Annotated in this window: 26 protein-coding genes; 16 read left to right on the plus strand and 10 right to left on the minus strand. The window is 67.3% G+C overall.

The features are described 5' to 3' along the window. Positions 1-138: 138 nt before the first annotated feature. Complete coding sequence (sctU, locus tag FCE95_RS13940; RefSeq protein WP_137267669.1) at positions 139-1,209, plus strand: type III secretion system export apparatus subunit SctU; 1,071 nt, start codon at positions 139-141, stop codon at positions 1,207-1,209. A 188-nt stretch (positions 1,210-1,397) separates the two neighbouring features. On the opposite strand, the gene FCE95_RS13945 is transcribed toward sctU, so the two are convergent. The 7 genes from FCE95_RS13945 to FCE95_RS13980 form a co-directional block, all read right to left on the minus strand. Beyond that, positions 1,398-1,586, minus strand: a complete 189-nt coding sequence (locus FCE95_RS13945) for a hypothetical protein (protein ID WP_137267670.1) — start codon at positions 1,584-1,586, stop codon at positions 1,398-1,400. Then, positions 1,583-2,371 (minus strand): type III secretion system export apparatus subunit SctT, encoded by a 789-nt coding sequence (gene sctT, locus FCE95_RS13950; protein WP_137267671.1) that lies wholly within the window; start codon positions 2,369-2,371, stop codon positions 1,583-1,585. The genes FCE95_RS13945 and sctT overlap by 4 nt, the downstream gene beginning before the upstream one ends. Beyond that, complete coding sequence (sctS, locus tag FCE95_RS13955) at positions 2,368-2,637, minus strand: type III secretion system export apparatus subunit SctS (RefSeq protein ID WP_137267672.1); 270 nt, start codon at positions 2,635-2,637, stop codon at positions 2,368-2,370. The genes sctT and sctS overlap by 4 nt, the downstream gene beginning before the upstream one ends. Positions 2,638-2,790: 153 nt before the next feature. After that, positions 2,791-3,783 (minus strand): EscR/YscR/HrcR family type III secretion system export apparatus protein, encoded by a 993-nt coding sequence (locus tag FCE95_RS17425; RefSeq protein WP_317616487.1) that lies wholly within the window; start codon positions 3,781-3,783, stop codon positions 2,791-2,793. Between the two features lie 3 nt (positions 3,784-3,786). Further along, positions 3,787-4,884, minus strand: a complete 1,098-nt coding sequence (gene sctQ / locus FCE95_RS13970) for a type III secretion system cytoplasmic ring protein SctQ (RefSeq protein ID WP_137267673.1) — start codon at positions 4,882-4,884, stop codon at positions 3,787-3,789. Next, positions 4,877-5,482 (minus strand): response regulator transcription factor, encoded by a 606-nt coding sequence (locus FCE95_RS17430; protein WP_137267674.1) that lies wholly within the window; start codon positions 5,480-5,482, stop codon positions 4,877-4,879. The genes sctQ and FCE95_RS17430 overlap by 8 nt, the downstream gene beginning before the upstream one ends. Positions 5,483-5,508: 26 nt before the next feature. After that, positions 5,509-6,618 (minus strand): sensor histidine kinase, encoded by a 1,110-nt coding sequence (locus FCE95_RS13980; protein ID WP_137267675.1) that lies wholly within the window; start codon positions 6,616-6,618, stop codon positions 5,509-5,511. A gap of 95 nt (positions 6,619-6,713) precedes the next feature. On the opposite strand from FCE95_RS13980, the gene FCE95_RS13985 reads away from it, so the two are divergent. Then, the gene (locus tag FCE95_RS13985; RefSeq protein ID WP_189644776.1) at positions 6,714-7,142 is read left to right on the plus strand and encodes a FliO/MopB family protein; all 429 of its coding nucleotides are present in this window, start codon (positions 6,714-6,716) and stop codon (positions 7,140-7,142) included. A gap of 99 nt (positions 7,143-7,241) precedes the next feature. On the opposite strand, the gene FCE95_RS13990 is transcribed toward FCE95_RS13985, so the two are convergent. After that, positions 7,242-7,484, minus strand: coding sequence for a hypothetical protein (locus tag FCE95_RS13990; protein ID WP_137267677.1), 243 nt, complete (start codon positions 7,482-7,484; stop codon positions 7,242-7,244). A gap of 27 nt (positions 7,485-7,511) precedes the next feature. Between FCE95_RS13990 and sctV the strand changes: the two genes are divergently transcribed. The 10 genes from sctV (at position 7,512) to FCE95_RS14040 (ending at position 16,577) form a co-directional block, all read left to right on the plus strand. Further along, a complete protein-coding gene (sctV, locus tag FCE95_RS13995; protein WP_137267678.1) occupies positions 7,512-9,587 on the plus strand; it encodes a type III secretion system export apparatus subunit SctV in 2,076 nt (691 codons plus the stop codon). Between the two features lie 10 nt (positions 9,588-9,597). Continuing rightward, positions 9,598-10,968 carry an FHA domain-containing protein gene (locus FCE95_RS14000; RefSeq protein ID WP_189644777.1) on the plus strand — a complete coding sequence of 457 codons (1,371 nt, stop codon included), beginning with the start codon at positions 9,598-9,600 and terminating at the stop codon, positions 10,966-10,968. A 97-nt stretch (positions 10,969-11,065) separates the two neighbouring features. After that, the gene (locus FCE95_RS14005; protein WP_189644778.1) at positions 11,066-11,404 is read left to right on the plus strand and encodes a hypothetical protein; all 339 of its coding nucleotides are present in this window, start codon (positions 11,066-11,068) and stop codon (positions 11,402-11,404) included. 66 nt (positions 11,405-11,470) lie between these two features. Beyond that, a complete protein-coding gene (locus FCE95_RS14010; RefSeq protein ID WP_137267680.1) occupies positions 11,471-11,887 on the plus strand; it encodes a hypothetical protein in 417 nt (138 codons plus the stop codon). Positions 11,888-11,903: 16 nt separating this feature from the next. After that, a complete protein-coding gene (gene sctJ / locus FCE95_RS14015) occupies positions 11,904-12,698 on the plus strand; it encodes a type III secretion system inner membrane ring lipoprotein SctJ (RefSeq protein ID WP_137267681.1) in 795 nt (264 codons plus the stop codon). 5 nt (positions 12,699-12,703) lie between these two features. After that, positions 12,704-13,315, plus strand: a complete 612-nt coding sequence (locus FCE95_RS14020) for a hypothetical protein (RefSeq protein WP_137267682.1) — start codon at positions 12,704-12,706, stop codon at positions 13,313-13,315. 17 nt (positions 13,316-13,332) lie between these two features. Then, positions 13,333-14,013: a FliH/SctL family protein gene (locus FCE95_RS14025; RefSeq protein WP_137267683.1), complete on the plus strand. Its 681-nt coding sequence runs from the start codon at positions 13,333-13,335 to the stop codon at positions 14,011-14,013. Beyond that, positions 14,010-15,377, plus strand: coding sequence for a FliI/YscN family ATPase (locus FCE95_RS14030; protein ID WP_137267684.1), 1,368 nt, complete (start codon positions 14,010-14,012; stop codon positions 15,375-15,377). Before FCE95_RS14025 ends, FCE95_RS14030 begins: the two co-directional genes overlap by 4 nt. Continuing rightward, positions 15,374-15,856 carry a hypothetical protein gene (locus tag FCE95_RS14035; RefSeq protein WP_137267685.1) on the plus strand — a complete coding sequence of 161 codons (483 nt, stop codon included), beginning with the start codon at positions 15,374-15,376 and terminating at the stop codon, positions 15,854-15,856. Before FCE95_RS14030 ends, FCE95_RS14035 begins: the two co-directional genes overlap by 4 nt. A gap of 16 nt (positions 15,857-15,872) precedes the next feature. After that, positions 15,873-16,577, plus strand: coding sequence for a hypothetical protein (locus FCE95_RS14040; protein WP_137267686.1), 705 nt, complete (start codon positions 15,873-15,875; stop codon positions 16,575-16,577). A gap of 146 nt (positions 16,578-16,723) precedes the next feature. Here FCE95_RS14040 and FCE95_RS17170 read toward each other — a convergent pair whose 3' ends face one another. Beyond that, on the minus strand, positions 16,724-16,987 hold the full coding sequence (locus FCE95_RS17170) for a hypothetical protein (RefSeq protein WP_189644779.1): 264 nt from the start codon (positions 16,985-16,987) through the stop codon (positions 16,724-16,726). Positions 16,988-17,338: 351 nt separating this feature from the next. Here FCE95_RS17170 and FCE95_RS14045 point away from each other — a divergent pair, with 351 nt between their 5' ends. Further along, positions 17,339-18,826 (plus strand): LysM peptidoglycan-binding domain-containing protein, encoded by a 1,488-nt coding sequence (locus tag FCE95_RS14045; RefSeq protein ID WP_137267687.1) that lies wholly within the window; start codon positions 17,339-17,341, stop codon positions 18,824-18,826. A gap of 285 nt (positions 18,827-19,111) precedes the next feature. Then, positions 19,112-19,954 carry a hypothetical protein gene (locus tag FCE95_RS14050; RefSeq protein WP_137267688.1) on the plus strand — a complete coding sequence of 281 codons (843 nt, stop codon included), beginning with the start codon at positions 19,112-19,114 and terminating at the stop codon, positions 19,952-19,954. A gap of 230 nt (positions 19,955-20,184) precedes the next feature. On the opposite strand, the gene FCE95_RS14055 is transcribed toward FCE95_RS14050, so the two are convergent. Beyond that, complete coding sequence (locus FCE95_RS14055; RefSeq protein WP_137267689.1) at positions 20,185-20,781, minus strand: GNAT family N-acetyltransferase; 597 nt, start codon at positions 20,779-20,781, stop codon at positions 20,185-20,187. Positions 20,782-20,935: 154 nt separating this feature from the next. Between FCE95_RS14055 and FCE95_RS14060 the strand changes: the two genes are divergently transcribed. Beyond that, complete coding sequence (locus FCE95_RS14060) at positions 20,936-21,148, plus strand: glycine zipper domain-containing protein (RefSeq protein WP_137267690.1); 213 nt, start codon at positions 20,936-20,938, stop codon at positions 21,146-21,148. A gap of 7 nt (positions 21,149-21,155) precedes the next feature. Further along, positions 21,156-21,455, plus strand: a complete 300-nt coding sequence (locus tag FCE95_RS14065; RefSeq protein WP_137267691.1) for a hypothetical protein — start codon at positions 21,156-21,158, stop codon at positions 21,453-21,455. Positions 21,456-21,656 lie beyond the last annotated feature (201 nt).

Here is a 21,656-nt window from a genome sequence, read left to right on the forward strand (position 1 = left end):
AAGAGCTCGCGCCTGAAGCCGCTCCCTACAAAAGCCCGTGCCTACGAAGCCGCGCAGTGCATGAATCGGGACAAGGATGAACGAATCGTCGACAGCGCCATGCTAGCCTGAAACCCGACCCCGCTCGGCAGGCCTGGCATGGCATCGAAGGACAAGGGCGCCGACAAAACCGAACAGCCCACCGCCAAAAAGCTCCGCGACGCGCGCAAGGAAGGCAACGTCCACAAGAGCAAGGAGCTGACCAGCACCGTGCTCGTGCTGGGCTGGCTGGTGGGCGGCTGGTTGCTGCTGGGCTTCATGTATCGGCAATTGGCGGCCTTGTTCGAGGAAAGCCTGGCGGCGATCCAGCTGCCTTTCGTCGAAGCGCTGCAGCGGCTGACGATATCCGCGCTCACCACTTTGTTGTGGATGACCTTGCCGCTGCTCGCGCTGGCGGTGTTCCTGGGCGTGGTGGTGGAGTTCCTGCAAGTCGGGCCGATCGCCACGCTGGCCAAGGTCAAGCCGGACATGTCCAAGCTCAATCCGGCCGAGGGCATCAAGAAGATGTTCTCGATGGACAACCTGGTCGAATTGGTCAAGTCGATCATGAAAAGCGTGGCCCTGCTGGTGATCGGCTTCCTGGTCCTGCGCGGGCTGCTGCCCGAGCTGCTGACCCTGCCGTTCGCGCCGCCCGCCGCGTTGGGCAACGCGCTGTGGAGCGGGATGATGCAGATCGGCATCTGGACGATCTTCGTGTTCTTCTTCGTCTCGGTGCTGGACGCGTCCTACCAGAAGTTCTCCTACATGAAGCAGTTGCGGATGAGCCGGCGCGACATCCGCCAGGAAGTGAAGGAAAACGAGGGCGACCCGTACATCAAGTCGCGCCGCCGCCAGCTGCACCAGGAATGGTCGCAGCAGAACATGCTCAACGCCGTCAGGGGATCCAACGTCGTGGTCACCAATCCGACCCATATCGCGATCGCATTGCAGTACGAGGAAGGCGTCACCGAATTGCCGGTGGTGGTGGCCAAGGGCGAAGAGCACGTCGCCGAGCTGATCAAGAAGACGGCGGAGGAAGCCGGCGTGCCGATCCTGCAGAACGTCGCGCTGGCGCGCGGCTTGAACGAGAAGGTCGAGCTGGACGACTACATCCACAACGAGTTCTTCGAAGCCGTGGCCGAAGTGCTGCACTGGGCGGAGAACGTGCGGCGGGATCGCGGCGAAATCTGATCGATCGCCTCCGCGTTTGCAGCAGACGCGGCGCAGCCACGCTTCTGGGCCGCCAAGGACCACGCAGCGAAGCGACGTCAATTCAATGGCCAGCCATCAAACTTCGGGCCGAGACCGAGAATCGGCGTGCTGTCCAGCTGCAACGCCCGATGGATCCATAAGCGCGACTTCACGCACCGCCGTTGAATTTAGGCACTTTCTTTGGTTACTTTCTTTGTGCCAGCAAAGAAAGTGACCCGCGAAAGCCCGGAAGCCTTATCCATTTGATGAGTCGCAGCGCAATCGGCCAGTTCGTCGGATAGCCTGGATCCCGCTTGCGCCGGGATGACGGCCAAAAACAGCGCGATCCCAGCTTCAACCAGATGATGGTTGATCACCCGCCGAACGTACGCCGCAACGCGTCCAGCAATCCGGCGTTGTCGGTCAGCCGCTTCAGCACGATTTCCACGTACACGCCCAGCAGCAGCAGGATCATGCCGGTCGCGATCCAGGCCTTGATCGGCAGCGTCAGCGCGAACACGTTCAACTGCGGCGCGTAACGGTTCACCAGGCCGAAGGACAAGTCGATCAGCAGCAGCACCACCATCACCGGCGCGGCCAGCACCAGCAACGCGGTCATCAGATAGCTGAACTGGCTGACGAACAGATGCAGCCCGGTGAAGCGGATGTCCGGGAAATACGAAGTCACCGGCCACAGCGAGTAACTGGACATCAGCAAGTCCAGGAACACCAGGAACGCGCCGCTGGCCATGAACAGGAACGCCGCCACTTGCGACAGGAATTGGCCGTGCAGCGAAGTCTGGTGGCCTTGCACCGGATCGAACACCTGCGCCATGCCCAAGCCGACTTGCGTGTCGATCACGCTGCCGGCCGCGCCCAGCGCCCAGAACACGATCCCGAAGCACAGCCCGATCGAAATGCCGAGGAACAATTCCTTCAGCACCATCGGCGCCCATTGGAAGGTGCCCATCATTTCGATCGGCGCGCCGGCCATCGCCACCGGCAGGGCGATGATCGCCAGGCTCACCATGAAGCTGTTGCGCACCATCGGCGGCATGTTTTCGGGCGTCAGCAGCGGCAGCATGATGAACGCGCCGACGATGCGCGGCAGGGTCAGGCCCAACGCCAGCATCGCATTGCCGACCGGGTCGAACCCGTTCATCCGCGCTGCACCAGGCCCGGGAAGTCGATGAAGATGCGGTCGGCGTAGGTGTACAGCGTGCCGCCGATCAGCGCCGCGGTCACGAACAGGGTGAGCACGATCACCACGAATTTGACGGTGTAGGCCAGGGTCTGTTCCTGCAACTGCGTCGCCGCTTGCAGGAACGCGACCACCAGGCCGACCAAGGACGCGGCCGCGATCGGCGGGCCCGACAGGATCAAGGTCAGCCACAGCGCTTGTTTGGTGAGCTCGAGTACTTCGTTCATCGCAATGCCTTTGCCTTTGCTGTTGCCCCCTTTGAAAAAGGGGGCGGATCGCCGCAGGCGATGGGGGATTTGCTTTTGCTTCCGGTGCCAGAAGCAACAGCAAGAGCAAATCCCCCTCGATCCCCCTTTTTCAAAGGGGGAAGAACAGCGGGGTCAGCCATACGTGAGCACCAGGCCGTGCACCAGCTTGGCCCAGCCGTCGATCAGCACGAACAGCAGCAGCTTGAACGGCAGCGACACCGTCGTCGGCGACATCATCATCATGCCCAGCGCCAGCAGGATGTTGGCCACCACCAGGTCGATGATCAGGAACGGCAGGAAGATCAGGAAGCCGATCTGGAACGCCGCGGTCAATTCGCTGACGGTGAACGCCGGCACGATCACGATGAAATCGTCGACGCTCAAATCGGCGCGCCTGGCCGGCGGCAGCAAGCGTTGCGCGCTCTTCAGGAAGAAGCCGCGTTCGGCGTTGTTCGAGTGCGCGATCAGGAACGTGCGCAACGGTTCCTTGCCGGCTTCGACCAGCGCCAGCAGGCGCGCGGTATCCATCTTGCCGTCCTTGGGCAGCGGCGGCAGCGCGGGTTGCGAAGCGGTGGTTTCGCGCGGCGCGGCTTCGGCCGGCGCGGGCGCGGCGGCGTCCTCCGCGGAAGACGGATCGCGCGGCGCGGCCGGCGCCTGCGCGCTGCGCGCGTCGGCTTCGGCCTGCAATGCATCGGCGGCGGCGGGGCTGGTCGGCGCTTCCACCGGCGCGGCGCCGATCGCGGTCGCGTTGGCTTGCGCGGCTCCGGCCGGCGTCGCGGGCGTCGGCGCAGGCGCAGCGGCGCCCGCGGCGCGGGCCCGCGCCTGCAGGCGCGCATCGACCTGCGCCTGGATCGAAGCCGGCAGCGGTTTGCCTTCCATCCGTGCGTTGATCGCGGCGTGGGTATCCAGCAGCACCGGATACATCACATAGATCGACAGCACGATCGCCAAGCCGTTGATCACCACGTTCGGCGGCACCTGCTGCAGGCCGAGCGCGTTGCGCAGCAGGCTCAGCACGACCACGATCTTGGTGAACGAGGTCACCATCACCGCCACGAACGGCGCCAGCGCCAAGCTGACGACGGTGACGAGAACCAGCGCCGGAGAGAAGGTGCTGAAATCCATGCCTCAGCTCCAGGACAGCAGACGCACGCCCAAGGTGTCGCCGACCGCGACCATTTCGCCGCGCCCCGCGGCGCGGCCGTTGGCGCGGATGACGACGTTGGCGCCTTCCAGGTGCGCCGGCAGCGCGAACACGTAGCCCGGCTGCAGCGCGGACAGTTCGCCGACGCTGAGCTGCACGCTGCCCAGGTCGAACTCCACGTTCACGGGCAGGTTCTGCGCGGGATGCGGCGGGGCCGCCGCTTCGGCGCCGGCGACGTCGGGGTTGGCTTCGTTATCGTTCACGGTCGGACTCTCCTGCGAAACTGAAATGAATTCGGCGGCGCCTTCGATGCGCCAGCGGCCCTCGCCGACGGACAAGGGCCAATAACGGTCGGCGGCGAATGCGCGCGGCTCGGGCATGCGGCTGCGCGAGCCGAGCACGATCACGTCTCCCGGCCGCAACGCGCGCCAATCGGCGCCGCGCAATTTCGGCCCGGGCAGGCGGATCGCGACCGCCAGCGGCAGCCGCCGCCATTCGCCCAAGTCGGTTTGCGCGTCGTCGTAAATGCGGTCGGCGCGATCGAGCAGGCGGTCGATCCAGGAAGCCGGCATGCGCAAAGCGCCGCGCAGCGCGCCGCCGTCGGTTTCCTCGACCGCGAACGAGAGCCACAGGTCCGGATCGCGCGCGGAACCGTGCGGATCGCGTTCCGGATCGGCCTCCACCGGCAGCAGCGACACGCCGAGCGCGTCGCTCAGCCGCATCAGCGCGGCTTCGTGCGCCAGCGCCCAGGCGAGCAGGCGCGAACGGCCTTGGTAATCGCTCCAGCGCAAGCCGTCGCCGCGCGCGCTCGCGGCCGGCTCCAGGCGCAAGGCCAGGCGCACGCCGTCGGCTTCCAGGTCGAAAGCTTCGCCCGCGCCGTCGGCGTCGCCGGCCGCGAAGCGCAGCACGCCGCCGTCGCGCAGCGTCCAGCGTTCCGGCGCGGCGAAGAAATAGCGCAGCGCTTCGGCCTGCGCGGGCAGCAGCGAAGGGATCCGGCCGCGCAGCGGCTCGGCCGCTTCGTGCGCCGTCGCGCGCTTGTGCTTGGCGGCTGCGGAAGGTTTTTTGCTCACGGTCTCAACCATGGCCCAGCGCCACCTTCATCAATTCGGGCAGCGAGCGTACACCGAGTTTGTTCATCATGTTCGAGCGATGCAGTTCGACGGTCTTGATGCTGATGCCGAGGATGTCGGCGATGATCTTGTTCGGCTTGCTGGCCACCACCAGGTCCAAGACCTGGCGTTCGCGCGGGCTGAGCGAAGCCAGCTTGCCGCCCTGCGCGCCGCCGCCGGCCTGGTTGCGCGCGTTCGCCAATGCGGCGCGGATCGCGTCGATCAGGGCCTGGTCGCCGAAGGGCTTTTCCAGGAAATTCGACGCGCCTTTGCGCATCGCCTCCACCGCCAGCGGCACGTCGCCGTGCGCGGTCACGAACACCAGCGGCAACGCGATGCCGCGCCGCTGCAGCTCGTCCTGCAGCTGCAATCCGCTCATTTGCGGCATGCGCATGTCCGAGATCAGGCATTCCTGCGCCTCGCCGTGGCGCTCGCCGGCGTAGGCGGCGACGAACTCCGGCCCCGACGCGTAGGCCAGCACCTCGAAACCGGCGGTCTGCAGCAGCCAGGCGGTCGAATCGCGGAAGCCGTCGTTGTCGTCGACCAGATAGACCCGCGTGGTTTGGCCCATGGCCGCTTCTCCCCCGAGATCGCGCATCAGGCCCGGCCTTCTGCGCGAGGCAATGTGAAGCCGAATACGCTGCCGCCGCCGTCGCGCGGTTCGAAGAACAGGCGGCCTTCGTGGTATTCGATGATCGAGCGGCAGATCGCCAGGCCGATGCCCAAGCCGTCGGTCTTGGTAGTGAAGAACGGCGAGAACAACTGGTCCTGGTCCGCCGCGCTCAAACCGTGGCCGCGATCGCAGACGCGCACTTCGATTTCGCCGTCCAGGTTGACCCGGCCTTCGACCCGCAGCTCGCGCTGCGCCGCCGGCACTTCGCGCATCGCTTCGATCGCGTTCTTAACCAGGTTCAGCAGGACTTGTTCGACCATCACCCGGTCCGCGTACACCGCCGGCAAGTCGGGCGCCAGCGCCAGGTCGATGCGCAATTGCAGGCGTTCGGCTTCCAGCCGCAGCAGTTCCAGCACCGTCGCGGCGATCAGCTGCAGCTCGTGCGCATCGCGCCGCGGTTCGCGCGCGCGCACGAACTCGCGCACCCGCGAGATGACCGCGCTGGCGTGTTCGGCCTGCGCGCGCGCGGCCTGCAGCGCGCGTTCCACTTGCGCGGGGCCGCCGGCTTGGTCGACCAGGCGCAAACTGCCGTTGAGGTAATTGACGATCGCCGCCAGCGGCTGGTTGAGTTCGTGGGCGAGGGTGGCGGCCATCTCGCCGACCGACATCAAGCGCGAGGTGAACAGCAATTTTTCCTGCTGGCTCTTGTGCGAGTCCAGGCTTTGGATGCGTTCGCTGATGTCCACCGCGGTCAGCAGCGCCAGGTTGCGGCGGCCGTCGTAGGCGACGTCGCCCCAGTGCAGCGCGTACCAGCGGCCGTTGTGCGGCGCGTGCACTTCCAGCGGGCCGTTGCCGTCGACCTCGCCGCCGTGCAGGCCGCGCAGCAGGCGGTCGCGTTCGGCGTGTTCGGGCAGCGCGCCGAATTCGTCCAGGAAGCGGCGGTTGGCGGCGAACAGCGCGCCGCCGTCGCGCGCGTAGGCCGCGCAGGCGAAGGGCATGGCTTCAAGCACGGCGACGAACGCCTCGATCGCCGCGCTCGCGCGCGGCGGCGCCTCGGGCGCCAACGCGGCCGCCGAGGGCTGCGGTTCACCCATGGCGCGCGGGCCTGCTACGGTAGCCGGACGCTGCGCCGATGCGGCGCCTTCCGCGACCCTTGCCGATTCCTTCTGCCATGACCTCTCCCTTCCTATTGCGCAAGCTGCTTCCGGCGTTGGCCTGCCTGGCGTATTCGGGCCTGGCCTGGTCGGCCGCGCCCGCCGCCGTCGCGCCGGTCAAAACTTCCTTCCTCGCCGAACTGCTCGCGATCGTGCTGCCGTTGGCCGCCGTGATCGCGGGGCTGTTCGTCGTCCTGCACTTGGCCCGAAAACGTTACGGGATCACGGGCCGAGATGCATCACTGTCGATCGTGCAGGTGCTTCCCGTGGGCCCTCGTGAACGCATCGTGCTGGTGCGCACGCGCGCCGGGCGCGTGTTCGCGGTCGGAGTCGGCGCCCAATCCTTGAGCCTGATCACACAACTGCAGCCCGACGATATCGCACCGGCCGTAGAGGATGTGAAGAACGCCGACGATCAAACGCCGCATTCAAGCGAACGTTTATTTCGTTTGTGGCGGCGATAGCGTCCGCGATTGGCTCCATCCCACATCGCGATGACAGGGTCTTTACAGCGGCCGTTACACGTCGCGCGGATGCAGGCGGCGTGAAGTTTTCATTTGAAACTAAAACGAAGATGAACGCGGCCGCACGCCGTCATCGTCCGCACACCGCGCGTTAACACGAAAACGCAGCTTTTCGCGTGCTATGGTGGCCTTCGAAACGGATGAGGTCAGCGCCATGCGACAGTTCTCCGGATCGGCGCGCAGCAGCGCGCCCCAGGGGATCGACATAACGACCAGCGGCGACGGACGAGCGTCCGTGCGCGCGGCGATATTGCGTTCTGACGCGCGCAAGGCATACTGCACCGCCCGTCCCCCGACGGATAGTCACACATGGAAGTAAGGCTCAAGCCGTTCCGCGACCTGTTCGGAACGCTCTCCGCGACGTCAGGCACCGGCGCGTCCAAACGCGGCGGCTACAGCGACGTCGTGCTCGCGTTCGCGGCGGTCACGATCATCACTTTGATGATCCTGCCGCTGCCGATGGCGGTGATCGACACCCTGGTCGCGTTCAACATCGCGATCGGTTTCGGCTTGCTGCTGCTGGCGATCTACATCCCCACGCCGGTGGCCTTCTCCAGCTTCCCGAGCGTGCTGCTGCTGACCACGCTGTTCCGGCTGTCGCTGTCGATCGCGATCACGCGTTCGATCCTGCTCGAAGCCGAAGCCGGCCACATCATCGACACCTTCGGCAACCTGGTCGCCGGCGGCAATCTGGTCGTGGGCCTGGTGGTGTTCCTGATCATCACCGTCGTGCAATTCATCGTCGTCGCCAAGGGCGCCGAGCGCGTCGCCGAAGTGGCCGCGCGCTTCACCCTGGACGCGATGCCGGGCAAGCAGCTGTCGATCGATTCGGACCTGCGTTCGGGCCTGATCGACAAGGACGAAGCGCGCCGCAAGCGCCGCCTGCTGGAAGTGGAAAGCCAGCTGCACGGCAGCCTGGACGGCGCGATGAAGTTCGTGAAGGGCGACGCCATCGCCGGCATCGTCATCATCATCATCAACCTGCTCGGCGGCTTGGCGATCGGCGTCCTGCAGTACGACATGACGCTGTCGCAGGCGACCCACACCTACAGCATCCTGACCATCGGCGACGGCCTGGTATCGCAGATCCCGGCGATCCTGGCCGCGATCTCCGCCGGCCTGGTGGTGACCCGCACCGCCGGCGAAGAGGACGACCGCCATCTGGGCGAGGCGATCTCGCGGCAGATCTCCGGCGAGCCGCGGGTGCTGCTGATCACCGGCCTGCTGGCGATGGGCATGGTGTTCGTGCCCGGCTTCCCCAAGCCGGTGTTCGCCCTGCTGGGCCTGGCCATGCTGGGCCTGTCGGCCTGGCGCTACCGGCATACGCATCAAGTGCTGCGGCGCGCGTTCCGCGTGCCCGAAGGCGAGCTGGCCCCGGCCGAGAAGAAAGCGGCCGAGGTCGACGACCTGGCGCCGCCGGCGCCGCTGCAGCTGGACATTTCGCCGTCGCTGGTCGGCAGCCTGGGCGACCTGCCGATCCGCACCCGCATCGCCGAAGTCGTGCAGAAGCTGCGCGAGGAGTACGGCGTGCCGGTGCCGCCGCCGAGCGTGCGGATCGATCCGAAGTTGCAGGACGCGGGCGAATACAAGCTCAGCGCGTTCGGCGCGCGGATCGCGTTCGGCAAGCTGCGCGCCGACGCGCATTTCCGCCCGGCGCGCGTCGGCGACGGCAACGCGCCCAAGTCCGCGGGCTTCTTCCCGCCGCTGGCCGGCGAATGGACGAATGCCGCCGGCGCCGGCACGCGCGACGCGCTCGACACCCTGGCCGACCATTGCCGCGGCGCGCTGCAGCGACGGCTCGGCAGCTTCATCGGCATCCAGGAAACCTCGCACCTGTTCGGCCGCATGCAGCGCGACTATCCGGACCTGGTGAAGGAAATGCTGCGCGTGGTCGCGCCGCAGCGGGTGGCCGACGTGCTGCGCCGCCTGGCCGAAGAGGGCGTGCCGGTGCGCAACCTGCGCGACGCCTTCGAAGCGATCACCGACGTCGGCGGCCGCGAAAAGGACGTGGTGCTGCTGACCGAATACGTCCGCGTGGCGATGAAGCGCGAGATCGCCGACCGCTACGCCGACGGCGACCGCACCCTGCACGTGCTGATGATCCATCCCGAACTGGAAGACAAGCTGCGCCAGTCGGTGCGGGTGGCCGGCGGCGCCAGCCAGCTGGCGATCTCGCCCGAGCTGGCCGCGCGCCTGGGCGGCGAAGTCCGCGCCCAGCTGGCCCGCCAGCCCGAGGCGGCGCGCCCGGTCCTGCTGTGTTCACTCGACGTGCGCAGGCACCTGCGCAAGCTGATGGAAATCGACTTCTTCGATCTGCCGGTGCTGTCCTACCAAGAGCTGGCTCCCGATCTTCGGATCATGCAAGCCGGACAGATCAACGCCTGAGGTAATGGCCATGGCCCGATCCCCCAAATCGCAAAAAACCCAGCCGCAAGCCACGGAAGCCGCGCCCGCCGCGGCGCCGGCCGCCGGCTACACGCTGCGCATCCTGTCCGGCCTGCACATCGGCGCCAGCCGTGCGCTGGCCGAAAAGGAAATGGTCCTGGTCGGCAGCGGCGAGGATTGCGACATCGTCCTGTCCGATCCCGGCGTCGCTCCGCACCACGCCTTGATCGGCCTGCTCGGCGGCGCGTTCTCGGTGCGCGCGCTCGACGCGCCGCTGCGGATCGGCGGCCAGCCGCTGCATCCGGGCGATCCGGCCGAATTGGGCGTGCTGCAGCGGATCGAACTCGGCCAGGCCGCGTTGGCGGTCGGCGCGCTCGACGATCCGAGCTGGTCCTCGCTATTGCCCGCTTTCGACGGCGCGCGCACCGCGCCGGCGCCTAAGCCGTACATGCGCAAGCTGCCGGCGGTGGCCGCGTTCGCGGTGCTGTCGCTGATGTCGGTGGCGATCCTGGCCGCGGTGGTGCCCAAGCACGAAGTGGCGCCCAAGCCGCAGGATTCGCTGGCCCGGCTGATCCCCGAATTCGGCATCGTCGACGGCCGCGCCACGGTCGATCCGAACGGCATCGCGGTGCTGTCCGGCACGGTCAAGGACGCGGCCACCCGCGACCGCATCCAGCAACGGCTGCGCGACGAGAACCTCAGCGCCAGCCTGGACCTGCGCACCGGCGAGGACATCGCCAACGACGTGGGCGAAGTGCTGCGCGCGCAAGGCTTCACCACCCGCACCCGCTGGCTGGGCCGCGGCGACGTGGAGGTCAGCGGCAATTTCGACGACGGCGGCGCGCTGGAGCGCGCGGTCAAGTCGCGCGCCATGATCGAGGTGGCCGGCGTGCGCCGGATCATTCCGCGCAACTACCAGCCGATCGATCCGTTCCAGGCGGTCGTGCAGAAGACGGCCAAGGATATCGAGGCCGAACGCTTGGCCGGCGTCGCGATCGTCTCGGTCGTGCGCGGCAAGGAACCGCATGTGCTGGGATCGGACGGCACCAAGTTCGCGATCGGCGCGAAGTTGCCCGATGGCTCGACCCTGATCGGCATCGGTCCCGAATACGCCACGGCGCTGGACAAGGCCGGGCAGTTGCAGCGCGTGCAGCTCGCGCCGCCGCCGGACGCCGAAGACGCGCCGGCCGAAGCGGCGTCGGCGGCGACCAAGGTCGCGGTCGGCGTCGAGGCAAAACCTGCGCCGGCAGCGGCCGCGAAGACGGCGTCGAACGCGAGCGCTCCCGCACCGGCCGCGTCCGCCGCGGCGCCGTCCAAACCCAACGAGCCCAAGCCGCAAACCGTGGCCAAGGCCAAACCGCTTCCGGAACAACGGATGTGATCGATTCCGCAACACGCAGTTTCGCAACACCGCAAGGATGTAATCGTTCAAGGCAGTCCGGCGACGCCCGCAGCGTCATTCGATAAGGAGAAGCACCATGAGCAATGTCAACGGCCATCTGTTGAACACGTTCATCACCGATGCCAACACCCTCGAGGTCAAGAACACCAATCGCGCCGGCGGCAGCAGCGGCGGTGGCGGCGGCAGCGCCAGCAGCTGGTACGCGGCCATGGCCCGCGCTTGGGGCAGCACCCTGGATTCGCAGGCCGCGCGCATCACCCAGCTGTCCGATCAGGTCAGCGGCGGCCAGGATCAGCCGTCGGTGATGATCCAGCTGACCTCCGAGAGTCTGCGCATGCAGTTCATGTCCAACAACGCCGCGACCTCGCAGAACGCCGTGGGCCAGGCGCTCGAGACGCTGGGCAAGCGCCAGTAACGTTCGCGCGGCCGTCACCGCGCCATCCGGCGGCGGCCGCAGGACGAGACCGACCAGGAGATCGACATGATCGAAGCCATCCAAGTCGCCGCCGCCGACGCCGCCAAGGCGCCGACCGCGACGACCCATTCACCGCAGGCCTCCGCTTTCGACGTCCGCGAATTCGCGGCGGCGATGGAGCGTTCCGGCGGCGCCAACCAAGCGGCCAATCCGCAGGCGGCCCAGCAGCTGACACCGGCCACGCTGGAACCGTCCGAGGGCACGCGCGCGGTGCTGACCGCGCTCGAGCACCTCAACGGCGGCGCCGACAACATCAACGCCATGTCGCAAGTGATGACCGCCGACAGCGCCGATCTGACGCCCGGCGAAATCATGCAGATGACGATGCGCTGCCATCAGTTCCTGTTCCAGGCGGAACTGACCTCGAACGTGGCCAACCGCACTTCCGACGGCATCCAGCAATTGTTCCGTCAGCAATCGTGATCCGAGGGAGGCAAGCATGAACGGGCCGAAGTTCTACAAAGCGCTGCGCGCGGCCGCCTTGGCCGCCGCAGCCGGCCTGTTGCTGGCCGGCTGCACGGGCTCGCCGTTGTACAGCGATCTCGACGAACAGCAAGCCAACGAGGTGACCGCCGCGCTGCAGGGCGCGGGCATCAACGCCGAGAAGGCGCCGTCGCCGAAGAAGCAGGGTTGGGAAGTGCGGGTCGGTTCCCACGACTTCCCGCACGCCATGCAGGTGCTGCACGAGCGCGGCCTGCCGCGCGCGCGCTACGCCTCGATGTGCGAAGTCTTCAAGAAGGAAGGCTTCGCCTCGTCCGCGATCGAAGAGCGCGCCCGTTACCAGTGCAGTCTGGAGCAGGAGATCGCCCACACCCTGTCGCAGATCCCCGGCGTGGTCGATGCGCGCGTGCACATCGCCTTGCCCGAACGCGATCCGCTCGGCGGCAACGAAAAGGTGTCGTCGGCCTCGGTGATGATCTTCGAACGCCCCGGCGCCGACCTGCGCGACACCGAGACCGCGATCAAGGTGACGGTGAAGGACGGCGTGCAAGGCTTGGACGACGTCAACAAGGTCACCGTGAAGTTCATCCCGATGACCGCGCCCACCGCCGCCGAAACGCGGCCGCGCCAGAGCGGCATCACGCCGTCGCTGTCGTCGATCAATCCGCTGACCGTCGGCATCGCGATCGGCGTGGCGGTGTTGATCGCGCTGGCCTTGGCCCTGCTCGGCAGGCTGCGCAACCGCACCGCGGCCCAGACCGCGGCCCAGCCGCGCGGCGTCTGGAACGGCTAAAGCGCATGACGATGCAGGCGCTGCTCGCCGAAGTCGATCCGAGTTGGTTCGGCGAGCTGGATCCGGCGCTGCTGCCGCCCGCGCGCGGCAGCCGCCTGGGGCGGCGCATGCTCGGGCGCTGGCTCGCATCCGGCCCGGCCGCCGCTTTACTGGCGCCTTCGCCGGGCGAAGGCGCGATCGCGACGACGGTGCGCTGGTCGCGCGCAGGCTTGTCGGCGCTGATCCGCGATTTGGGCGCGCTGGCGTATGCGCCGGCGATCCGCGCCGAAGTGCGCCGCGAACCGGTGCGCCGCTTGAAGCAAGCCTTGGGCAACAGCTATTTGTTGGCCTTGGACAACACCGTCTGGAACGGCCGCGTCGATCCCGCCGTCGGCAAGCGCTTGAGCGCCGCGCTGGAAACCGCGCTCGCCGCGCACGAAAGCGATGCGCTGTTCGCAACGCTCGACCGCCAGGGCCGCGCCGAACTCGACGAGTGGGCGCGCGGCAGCGAACCGGCGCTGGCCGAATGGGCGCGCTTGCAGCAGCCGCAGGAAGCGCCGCTGGATCCGGCGCATCTGCCCGAAAAACCGATCCTGCGCGTCTACGCCCATCACCAGGCGCGTAGCGCGGCCCGTTGACCGCTACCGGAATCCGCATGTCCGCCGCCAAGACTTCCGCCGCCGCATCCTCCGCCCCAGGCCAGGGCGCGGTGACCGTGTTCGAGCGCCGCCAGTTCGAGCGCTCGCTCGCGGCGAACGTGGTGCCGGCGCAGGATTGGCAGAAGCTCGAGCAGCTCGACGAATTGCTGGCGCGGGTGAACAAATTGTACGAACAGGCCGAAGCCGAGATCGCGCAGGCGCGCGAGCAGGGCCACGTCGCCGGTTTCGCCGAAGGCCTGGCCAAGGCGCAGCAACAGATGGCGATGCAGCTGGCCGCCTTGAACGAACGCCGCGCGCGCGTGCTCGGCGAAGCCAGCTCGCGCGTCGCCGAATTGGCTTGCGCGATCGTGGCGCGCATCGCGCCCGGATTCGATCCGACCGAAGTGATGCCGCCGCTGGTGATGCGCGCGGTCGAAGCCGCGCAGGCCGAGCAATTCCTCCTGATCCGGGTCCACCCGTCCGTGCGCGAAAGCGTGCAAGCGGGCCTGGGCGCGGTGCGCCAGGCGCATCCGGCGGTCGGCGTGATCGAACTGGTCGACGACGAGAGCTTGGACGCGCTCAGCTGCGTGGTGGTCTCCGAAGCGGGCGAAGTGCGCGCCGGCGTCGCCCAGCAGATCGAGGCGATCCGCGTCGCGCTGGCGGGCGCCAACTTGTCCGCCAAGGCGCCGGCCGCATGAATTCGCAGACGCTCGGCGGCTTCGATCTGGACGCGATCAAGACCGGCGCGACCGAAGATCCGCTGCTCGACGCCTTGAGTTCGATCCACGGCATCGAACGCGTCGGCCGCGTCGCCGAAGCCTACGGCACGCTGATCCGCGCCACCGGCCTGAAGGCCACGATCGGCGAGCTGTGCGAACTGCGCAATCCGCGCGGCGTCGGCGATCCGGATTTCAAATTGGCCGCCGAAGTGGTCGGCGTGTCCAAGCAGCACACCCTGCTGACGCCGCTCGGCGCGCTGGACGGCATTTCCCACACCACCGAAGTGATCGGCACCGGCCGCCAGGCCGCGGTGCGCGCCGGCGATGGCCTGCTCGGCCGCATCGTCGACGCGCACGGCGAGCCGATCGACGGCAAAGGCCCGATCGGCGCCGCGGTCGATGCGCCGATCTACGCGGCTTCGCCCAATCCGCTGACCCGCAAATTGATCGATCGGACGTTCTCTACCGGCGTGCGCGCGATCGACGCGACCATGACCACCGGCGTCGGCCAGCGCGTGGGCATCTTCGCGGTCGCCGGCGGCGGCAAGAGCACTTTGCTGGGCATGCTCGCCCGCGGCGGCGAAGCCGACGTCAACGTGATCGCCCTGGTCGGCGAACGCGGCCGCGAAGTCAACGAATTCATCCACGACAACCTGGGCGCGAAAGGCCTGGCCAAATCGGTGATCGTGGTCGCCACGTCCGACCGGCCGGCGCTGGAGCGCAGCCGCGCGGCCTGGGTCGCGACCGCCATCGCCGAACACTTCCGCGATCAGGGCAAGCGCGTCTTGCTGCTGCTCGATTCGGTGACGCGCTTCGCCCGCGCGCTGCGCGACGTCGGCCTGGCGGTCGGCGAACCGCCGGCGCGGCGCGGCTATCCGCCGTCGGTGTTCAGCGCCTTGCCGCGCTTGTTCGAACGCGCCGGCAACAACGAAAAGGGTTCCATCACCGCGTTCTACACGGTGCTGGCCGAGGACGAGGACGGCGGCGATCCGATCGTCGAAGAAGTGCGTTCGATCCTGGACGGCCACATCGTGCTGTCGCGCAAGCTCGCCGCGGCCTACCACTATCCGGCGATCGACGTGCTGACCAGCCTCAGCCGCACCATGCCGCGGGTGGCCGACGAGACCCACCAACGCGCCGCCGGCAAGCTGCGCAAGGTGCTGGCCAAGTACCAGGACATCGAACTGCTGCTGCAGTTGGGCGAGTACAAGCGCGGCACCGATCCGGACGCCGACATGGCGATCGAGAAGATCGGCCCGGTCCGCGCCCTGCTGCAGCAATCGGCGGCCGAATTGGTGCCCTTCACGCAGTCTTCCGAAGCCTTGCGCAGGCTGTTCGCATGAAGCGCTATCCGCTCCACACCCTGCTCAAGCTGCGCGAGCACCGCGTCGAGGCGGCGCGGCAGAAGGTGCTGGAGTGCCAGCGCGAAGTGCAGGCCTGCCGCGACGCTTGTCTGTTGATCGAAGGCGAGATCATCGCGCTGGAATTCGAGCGCGGCCAGCAGCGCAAGCGCCTGCTCGATCCGCCGCAGGCCGGCGAATCCTGGCCGAGCGCGCTGGCCCAGCGCGAAGCGCATATCGACCTGCTCGGCGAACAGGCCGAGGCCGCGCGCCAACGCCTGTTCAAAGCCCAACAGAAATTGCGCGAGGCCGAGTTGGCCTTGGCCGAAGCGCGCACCGCCTTCTTCCGCGCCAAGGCCAAGCAGGACGCGCTGGAAAAACGCCGCGACGTGTGGCGCGACGAACAGCACGCGCTCGCCGCCCGCCACGAAGAACGCGCCACCGACGATTTGCTGCAATCGCGCCACGCCGCGCCGGCGTGACGAACAGGAGGTTCCGATGAGCATCGAACGCAACCGGTCTTCAGATTCGACCCACGACGCCGCGCGCGTGCGCGAAGCCGCGCATAAGCCGGCCGCCGAGCCGAAGCAGCCGCCCAGTCCGGAAACCGTGGACCAGTTCCGCGCCGTGATGCGCCAGGCGCGCGAAGGCGAATCACAGCAGCAGAGCCTGCAAGCGCAAGCGCGCCAGCAAGCGCGCGCGGCCGATGCGCGCACGGCGCAGCAGACGGCCGGCGACTACGCCGTGCAGGCCAAGACCTTGGGCGACAGCGTCGAGGACAATGCGCGCCGCCGCGGCGACGACCTGGGCACGTCCGCGTCTTCGCAACAGCCGGCCGATGCCGCGACGATGTTCCAAGCGCAAATGGCGATGCGCGAAGGCGCGGCGCAACCACAAGCCGCACCGCCCGCCGCCAGCCCGCAGGGCTTGGCCGAGTTGATCGAAAAGCACGTGCGCCAGTTGGCGGTCGACGACCGCGCCGCGCGCGACAGCGACGGCCAAGTGCTGCTGCGCATGGCCGACGCCACGCTGCCCGGCACCGACCTGCTGCTCAGCCGCACCTCCGCCGGTTGGGCCCTGCGCGCCGACGTTCGCTCGCGCGCCAGCTACGACGCCATCCGCGAAGCCGCCCCGGAACTGGCCAAGCGCTTCGCCGAACGCAATCTGGGCACGCTCAGCGTCGAGCCGCATTTTCACGGTTGAAGCAGCGCGATTTTCAATTCGAAGCGGGTGCGGCGTATCGTCTTGCTGTTTCTTTGTTCGTGATTCGACGGAAACTCTTCTGAGGCGCAAAAAAGGTATCGCCGGGGCCCTCCAGCCCCGGCGATTTTGCCTTCCTAGGCGTTACCTCACGGACACCAGCAAGTGGTGTCGCCATCCGTGCAGACTTTTTCGACGTAACAATGGCCGTCGTTGCAAACGTATTTAATGCTGTAGATTCCGTGGTCTTCCCACCATGACTCTTTCGTGGTTTGCGGGGCCGTGGACGTGTTTTGCAATCCGAGCTGTCCGAACAGATTCTGGTCTGCTGGTTTACCAAGGCGGGTTTGCGCTTGGGCGCTCGTAGCGCTAATACCCAGGATTAGCATGGTTGCGAAGAATGCGATTTTCATCATTAGTTCCTATGTATTGGGTTATTGCCTGCACCGAACACAGATGTTGGCAAGCTCATATAAGACGTAAAAAACAGCGAGCGGTGCGCTGAGGCGAATCAGCGGTCGACTTGTCAACATACATGCGGATCGTTGACCGTTTCGCTGGATCCGATTTCAATAGTCCTAGTGGGTGCTTCTCACTGCGCGGGGCGGCTAGATGCTGCGAAGCCCGCGGCCAAGGAGGATGAATGCGCAAAAAGCGCGAAACGAGTCACGCACTAGGGTCATTCCTAGCTATTCCCATGCCGAAAACCGGGCTCTAATCGTGGGGCAGGGGTGCAATGCCTTACGGCCTCATGGAGAAACGCCATGGTCCAGCCCGTCAACGGCTCCGACAACCGTCCCGGCGATCATCTGAGCCCGAGCGGCTTCGATTACAACCGCATCGACGGCGTGCAGGGCAACCGCAACGTCACGCCCGAATTCATTTCCAAGGTCGAAGCGATGGCCGAGCGGCTCGGCACGCGCCCCGAATACCTGATGGCGGTGATGAGCTTCGAGACCGGCGGCAGCTTCAGTCCCGCCCAGCGCAACAACGCCGGCGGCAGCGCGACCGGCCTGATCCAATTCATGCCGAATACGGCGACCGAGTTGGGCACGAGCACCGCCGCGCTGGCGCGGATGAGTGCGGTCGATCAGCTCGATTACGTCGAGCGCTACTTCAACAACCGTTCCGATCCGGGCGATCTCAATACGTTGGAAGGCGTGTACACGACGGTGCTGTACGGCAGCCCGCGATCGGATCCGAATGCGACGCTGTTCAGCCAAGGCACGCGGGCGTACAGCGCCAACGCGCCGCTGGACACCAACCGCGACGGCCGCATCACCGCGGGCGAGGCGACGTCCTTCGTGCGCGGCCGCATCAACGGCGAAGCGCCGCCGCCGACCGACACGCGCCCTGGCGGCGGCAATGGTGACACCCCGCCGGCGGGGGGCAACGGAGACAATCCGCCGCGCGGCGGCACCGTGCAGGTGCATCGTGGCGATACGCTGTCGAAGATCGCGCACGATAACGGCGTGTCCTTGTCCTCGCTGATCGCGGCCAATCCGCAGATCCGCAATCCGAACCTGATCTACGCCGGCCAAACGGTGCATCTGCCGGGCGGCGGCGACGGCAGCGTGCGTGTGCAGCGCGGCGACACGTTGTCGGGCATCGCGGCCGACCATGGCGTCTCCTTGCAGGCCTTGTTGCAGGCCAATCCACAGATCCGCAATCCGAACCTGATCTATCCCAACCAGGTCGTGCGCCTTCCGGGCGGCGGATCGCAAACGCCGACGCCGACCGGCAACGGCGGCGGCAACGACCAGCCCGCGCCGCCGCCCAGCGGCGACGTGCGCACTTATTCGCCGTACACGGTGTACAGCACCGGCGATCGCGCCGCGTTCGCGGTGTCCAGTCCCGATCAGTTGCAGCCGCACCACGACTATCAGTCGCAGACCCGCGAAGGCCAGCGCCTGGAAGTGCGCGACGTAGTGCTGCACCACAACGGCCAGTCGCAAACACAGCAGGCGATACCGTCGCCGATCGCCGGCACCGTGGTCAGCGCCGGACCGCTGGGCAACGCCGGCAACGCGGTGGTGCTGCGCGGCGAGCAGGGCCAGTTGGTCTACATCTTCCACATGTCCAAGATCGACGTGCACGCCGGGCAGAAGGTCGCTTACGGGCAGGATCTGGGCAACCAGGGTTCGACCGGCAATTCCACCGGCCCGCACGTGCATATCGAAGCTTCGTCGCAGGTGATCGACCGTTGGGTGAACGATTTGCTCGACGGCCGCTTCGACGGGCGGCGCGGCTGACCGACCCGCTCCGACGCTTAAGCCCTCTCCCGCTTGCGGGAGAGGGTTGGGTGAGGGCGAGTCCGTTGCGACGACAGAGTCATTCGAAGCTTCGATGCGATGTGAAAGACTCGCTGGCGGAGCCGGCGCTACACTTCCGGCATGATCCGTAGGCCCTACGACAAACCGCTCCGCGCCGGCCTGGGCTGTTGGGTTGGATTCGCGCTCGCTGCTTGCTCTCAAGCGACGCCACCGTCCGACGGAGCGACGGCGCAAACGCGAACGCCCGCCGCGCCGGACTCCGCTTTGCCGGCATCGATCGTACGCGCGTTAGGCACCGACGAACGCGTTCTCGCCTGCGCGCAAGGCACGCGCGCGGGCGTGAGCCAATTCAATCCAGATTGGGTGAAAACGCAGCGCGTCGATCTGAACGACGACGGCCGCCAGGATTGGATCGTCGAAGGCCGGCATGCCTGCCTGCGCGACGGCGAAACGCCGTATTGGTGGGCGTACGCCGACGAAGCGGCGGGGCAGCGGTTGGTCCTGTCGTCCGTGACGGCGCAAGCGTTGCAGCCTGTCGATGCGCGCACCGATGGCTTCCGCGATCTGCGGTTGCGGAGCGCCGGCGGCGAAACCGTCGCGCGTTACGACGGAACGCAGTACGCGATACCGGCCGCGGCTCCACCCGCGTCGGATACGCAAGCCGACACCGTAGCCGGCCGGCTCGAGATCGAAGCCCTGCCGCGCGCCGCCCACGGCCAGGAGAGTTTCCGCATCGCGCTCGCCGGCAGGGAATTGCGCCGCACCGGCGCAGATGCGGATTTCCCGGACTTCCCGGCGCCCCGCATCCTGCAACGCTATCCGCAGGGCATCGCGCCGTTCGACGAGGTCGTCGTGTTCCAGCAAGAGATGTACGGCAACGCTTGCGACGGCGGACCGTTGTGGATGCTGGGCCTGAAGCGCGACGGTTCGTATGCGATGTCCGAACCGATCGATTTTTGCGGCGGCAAAGCGGCGCAGCTGTCGGCGACGCGCGACGAGTTGACGATCGTGTTGCCGGGCGGGCCGTTGAATCGCGGTGAGGGCGAGATTCCGGCGGAGACGTGGCGCTACCGGAATGGAAAAGTCGAGCGCGTGGCTGCGCCGTAGCTTTCCCCCCTTGCGAGGAGAGGATGCCCGAAGGCAGGAGAGGGGAACGAGCGACGCAAGTGCTTTAGTTCTTTCCGCCAAAAGCCGAACCCTCTTCCTGGCGCTTCGCGCTTGTCCCTCGCTCCGCGCCCCGGCCCTCACTTACGCGAGGGCGTTCAGGCGCATGCGAAGCGGTGCTTCGCAAGCAATACGCCTTCACCCCGTAAAAGGGAGAGGGGCAAGCGGCGGCGCTACGAAGCGCTGTGTACGCGGCGCTTGATCCCCTGCCAATCCTCGCGCCGCAAGCGGAAGCGCAGTGCGGCGTTGCCGAACTGCTCGGTTTCGCCGTCCGCGACGAAACCCAGCCGCATCAGCAGCGGCGGCACGGAGCGGTTGCGCGGGTCGCATAAGCCGATCAGCGCCGGCAAGCGCAGCGCGCCGAAAGCGTGCTCGCACAAGGCGGCGCCGGCTTCGAGCGCGTAGCCGCGGCCCCACGCGCGCGGCAGCAGGCGCGTGCCGATCTCCACTTCGTTCGGATCCAGTTCCGCCATCAACGAGAAGAAACCGACGAAACCGCCCTCGTCGTCGGCGCGCCACACGCCCAGCCCCGGGCGCTCGCGGTAGACGCGGTTGGCGGTGTCGATCAGCGCGACGGCGCCAGCGACGTCGTCGACCGGGGCGTCGAGCAAGGCCTGCAACACGCGCGCGTCGCGGCCCAGCCGCTGCAGGTCGAAGATGTCGGCGTAGCGTAGGCCGCGCAGGCGCAGCCGGCGGGTGCGCAGCAGTTCCTCGCCCGGGTAGTCGGCCGGGGTTTTCGGAGGCGTCGGCGGGACCGGCGTGGTGGCCATGCCGTCAGTATCCCGCAGCCCGCAGGCGCCGGGCTTAGGGCTTTCCCTAGGTCGGGTACGACCTAGCTTGGCGCCGCCATACGGATGCGGACACTAGGCATGCGCCCGCAGAGTTCGCTCCGGGCATTCCCCCCAAAAACATGAGGACATGGACATGGGCAGCCAAATCGGATCACTCGTCGGCCAAGTCGTCGGCTCATTCTTCGGCGGTCCCGCGGGTGCGGCGATCGGTTCGCAAATCGGTTCCTGGCTCGGCGGCATGATCGGCGGCGACCAGAGCGGCGGCAGCAGCGGTGGCGGCTTCAACTTCGGCTCGCTGTTCAACCAGGGCACCGGCGGCGGCTTCAACATCGGTTACTCAGGCTGAGTAAGCCATGCTCGATCCGACCGTACCCAAGTCCCGCGCCGAGCTCGTAGAGCGGCTCGCCGACTTGCGCCAGCAAGGCATTCTCGACATCGCCGAGGAAACGCGGCTGTTGGATCATTACGACGCCATGGCGCGCGACATCGAAGACGAGAAAGCGCGCCTGGAGCCGGAATTCGAACGGCGCCGCGCCGAGGATGGCGATGAGAAGGCGGCCGCGTGGTTGTTGGAAGTCTCGACCGAAATCGGCCGCAGGCACGGTGCCGCGACCCGAGCGTTGACCGACCAGCTGCGGGTCGTGACCGGCTAACGGTGCCGGTGCGCAAGCCGGTCCGCAATCGCGGACCGGCTCTATGTGACGAAATACGCAAATCAAGATTCGCTCACGCATCCGGTAAGGCCGATCGCGGCGTTGACGCCGCGATAAGGAGCCCCCGGCTAGGGTTGCCCCCAGCTTGTTGGCCTCTATCGGGGGCCTACACTGGATCCATCGCCCGGAACGCATCCCGGG

It is taken from the genome of Luteimonas gilva (genome assembly GCF_005239095.1).
GTDB lineage: Bacteria > Pseudomonadota > Gammaproteobacteria > Xanthomonadales > Xanthomonadaceae > Luteimonas_C > Luteimonas_C gilva.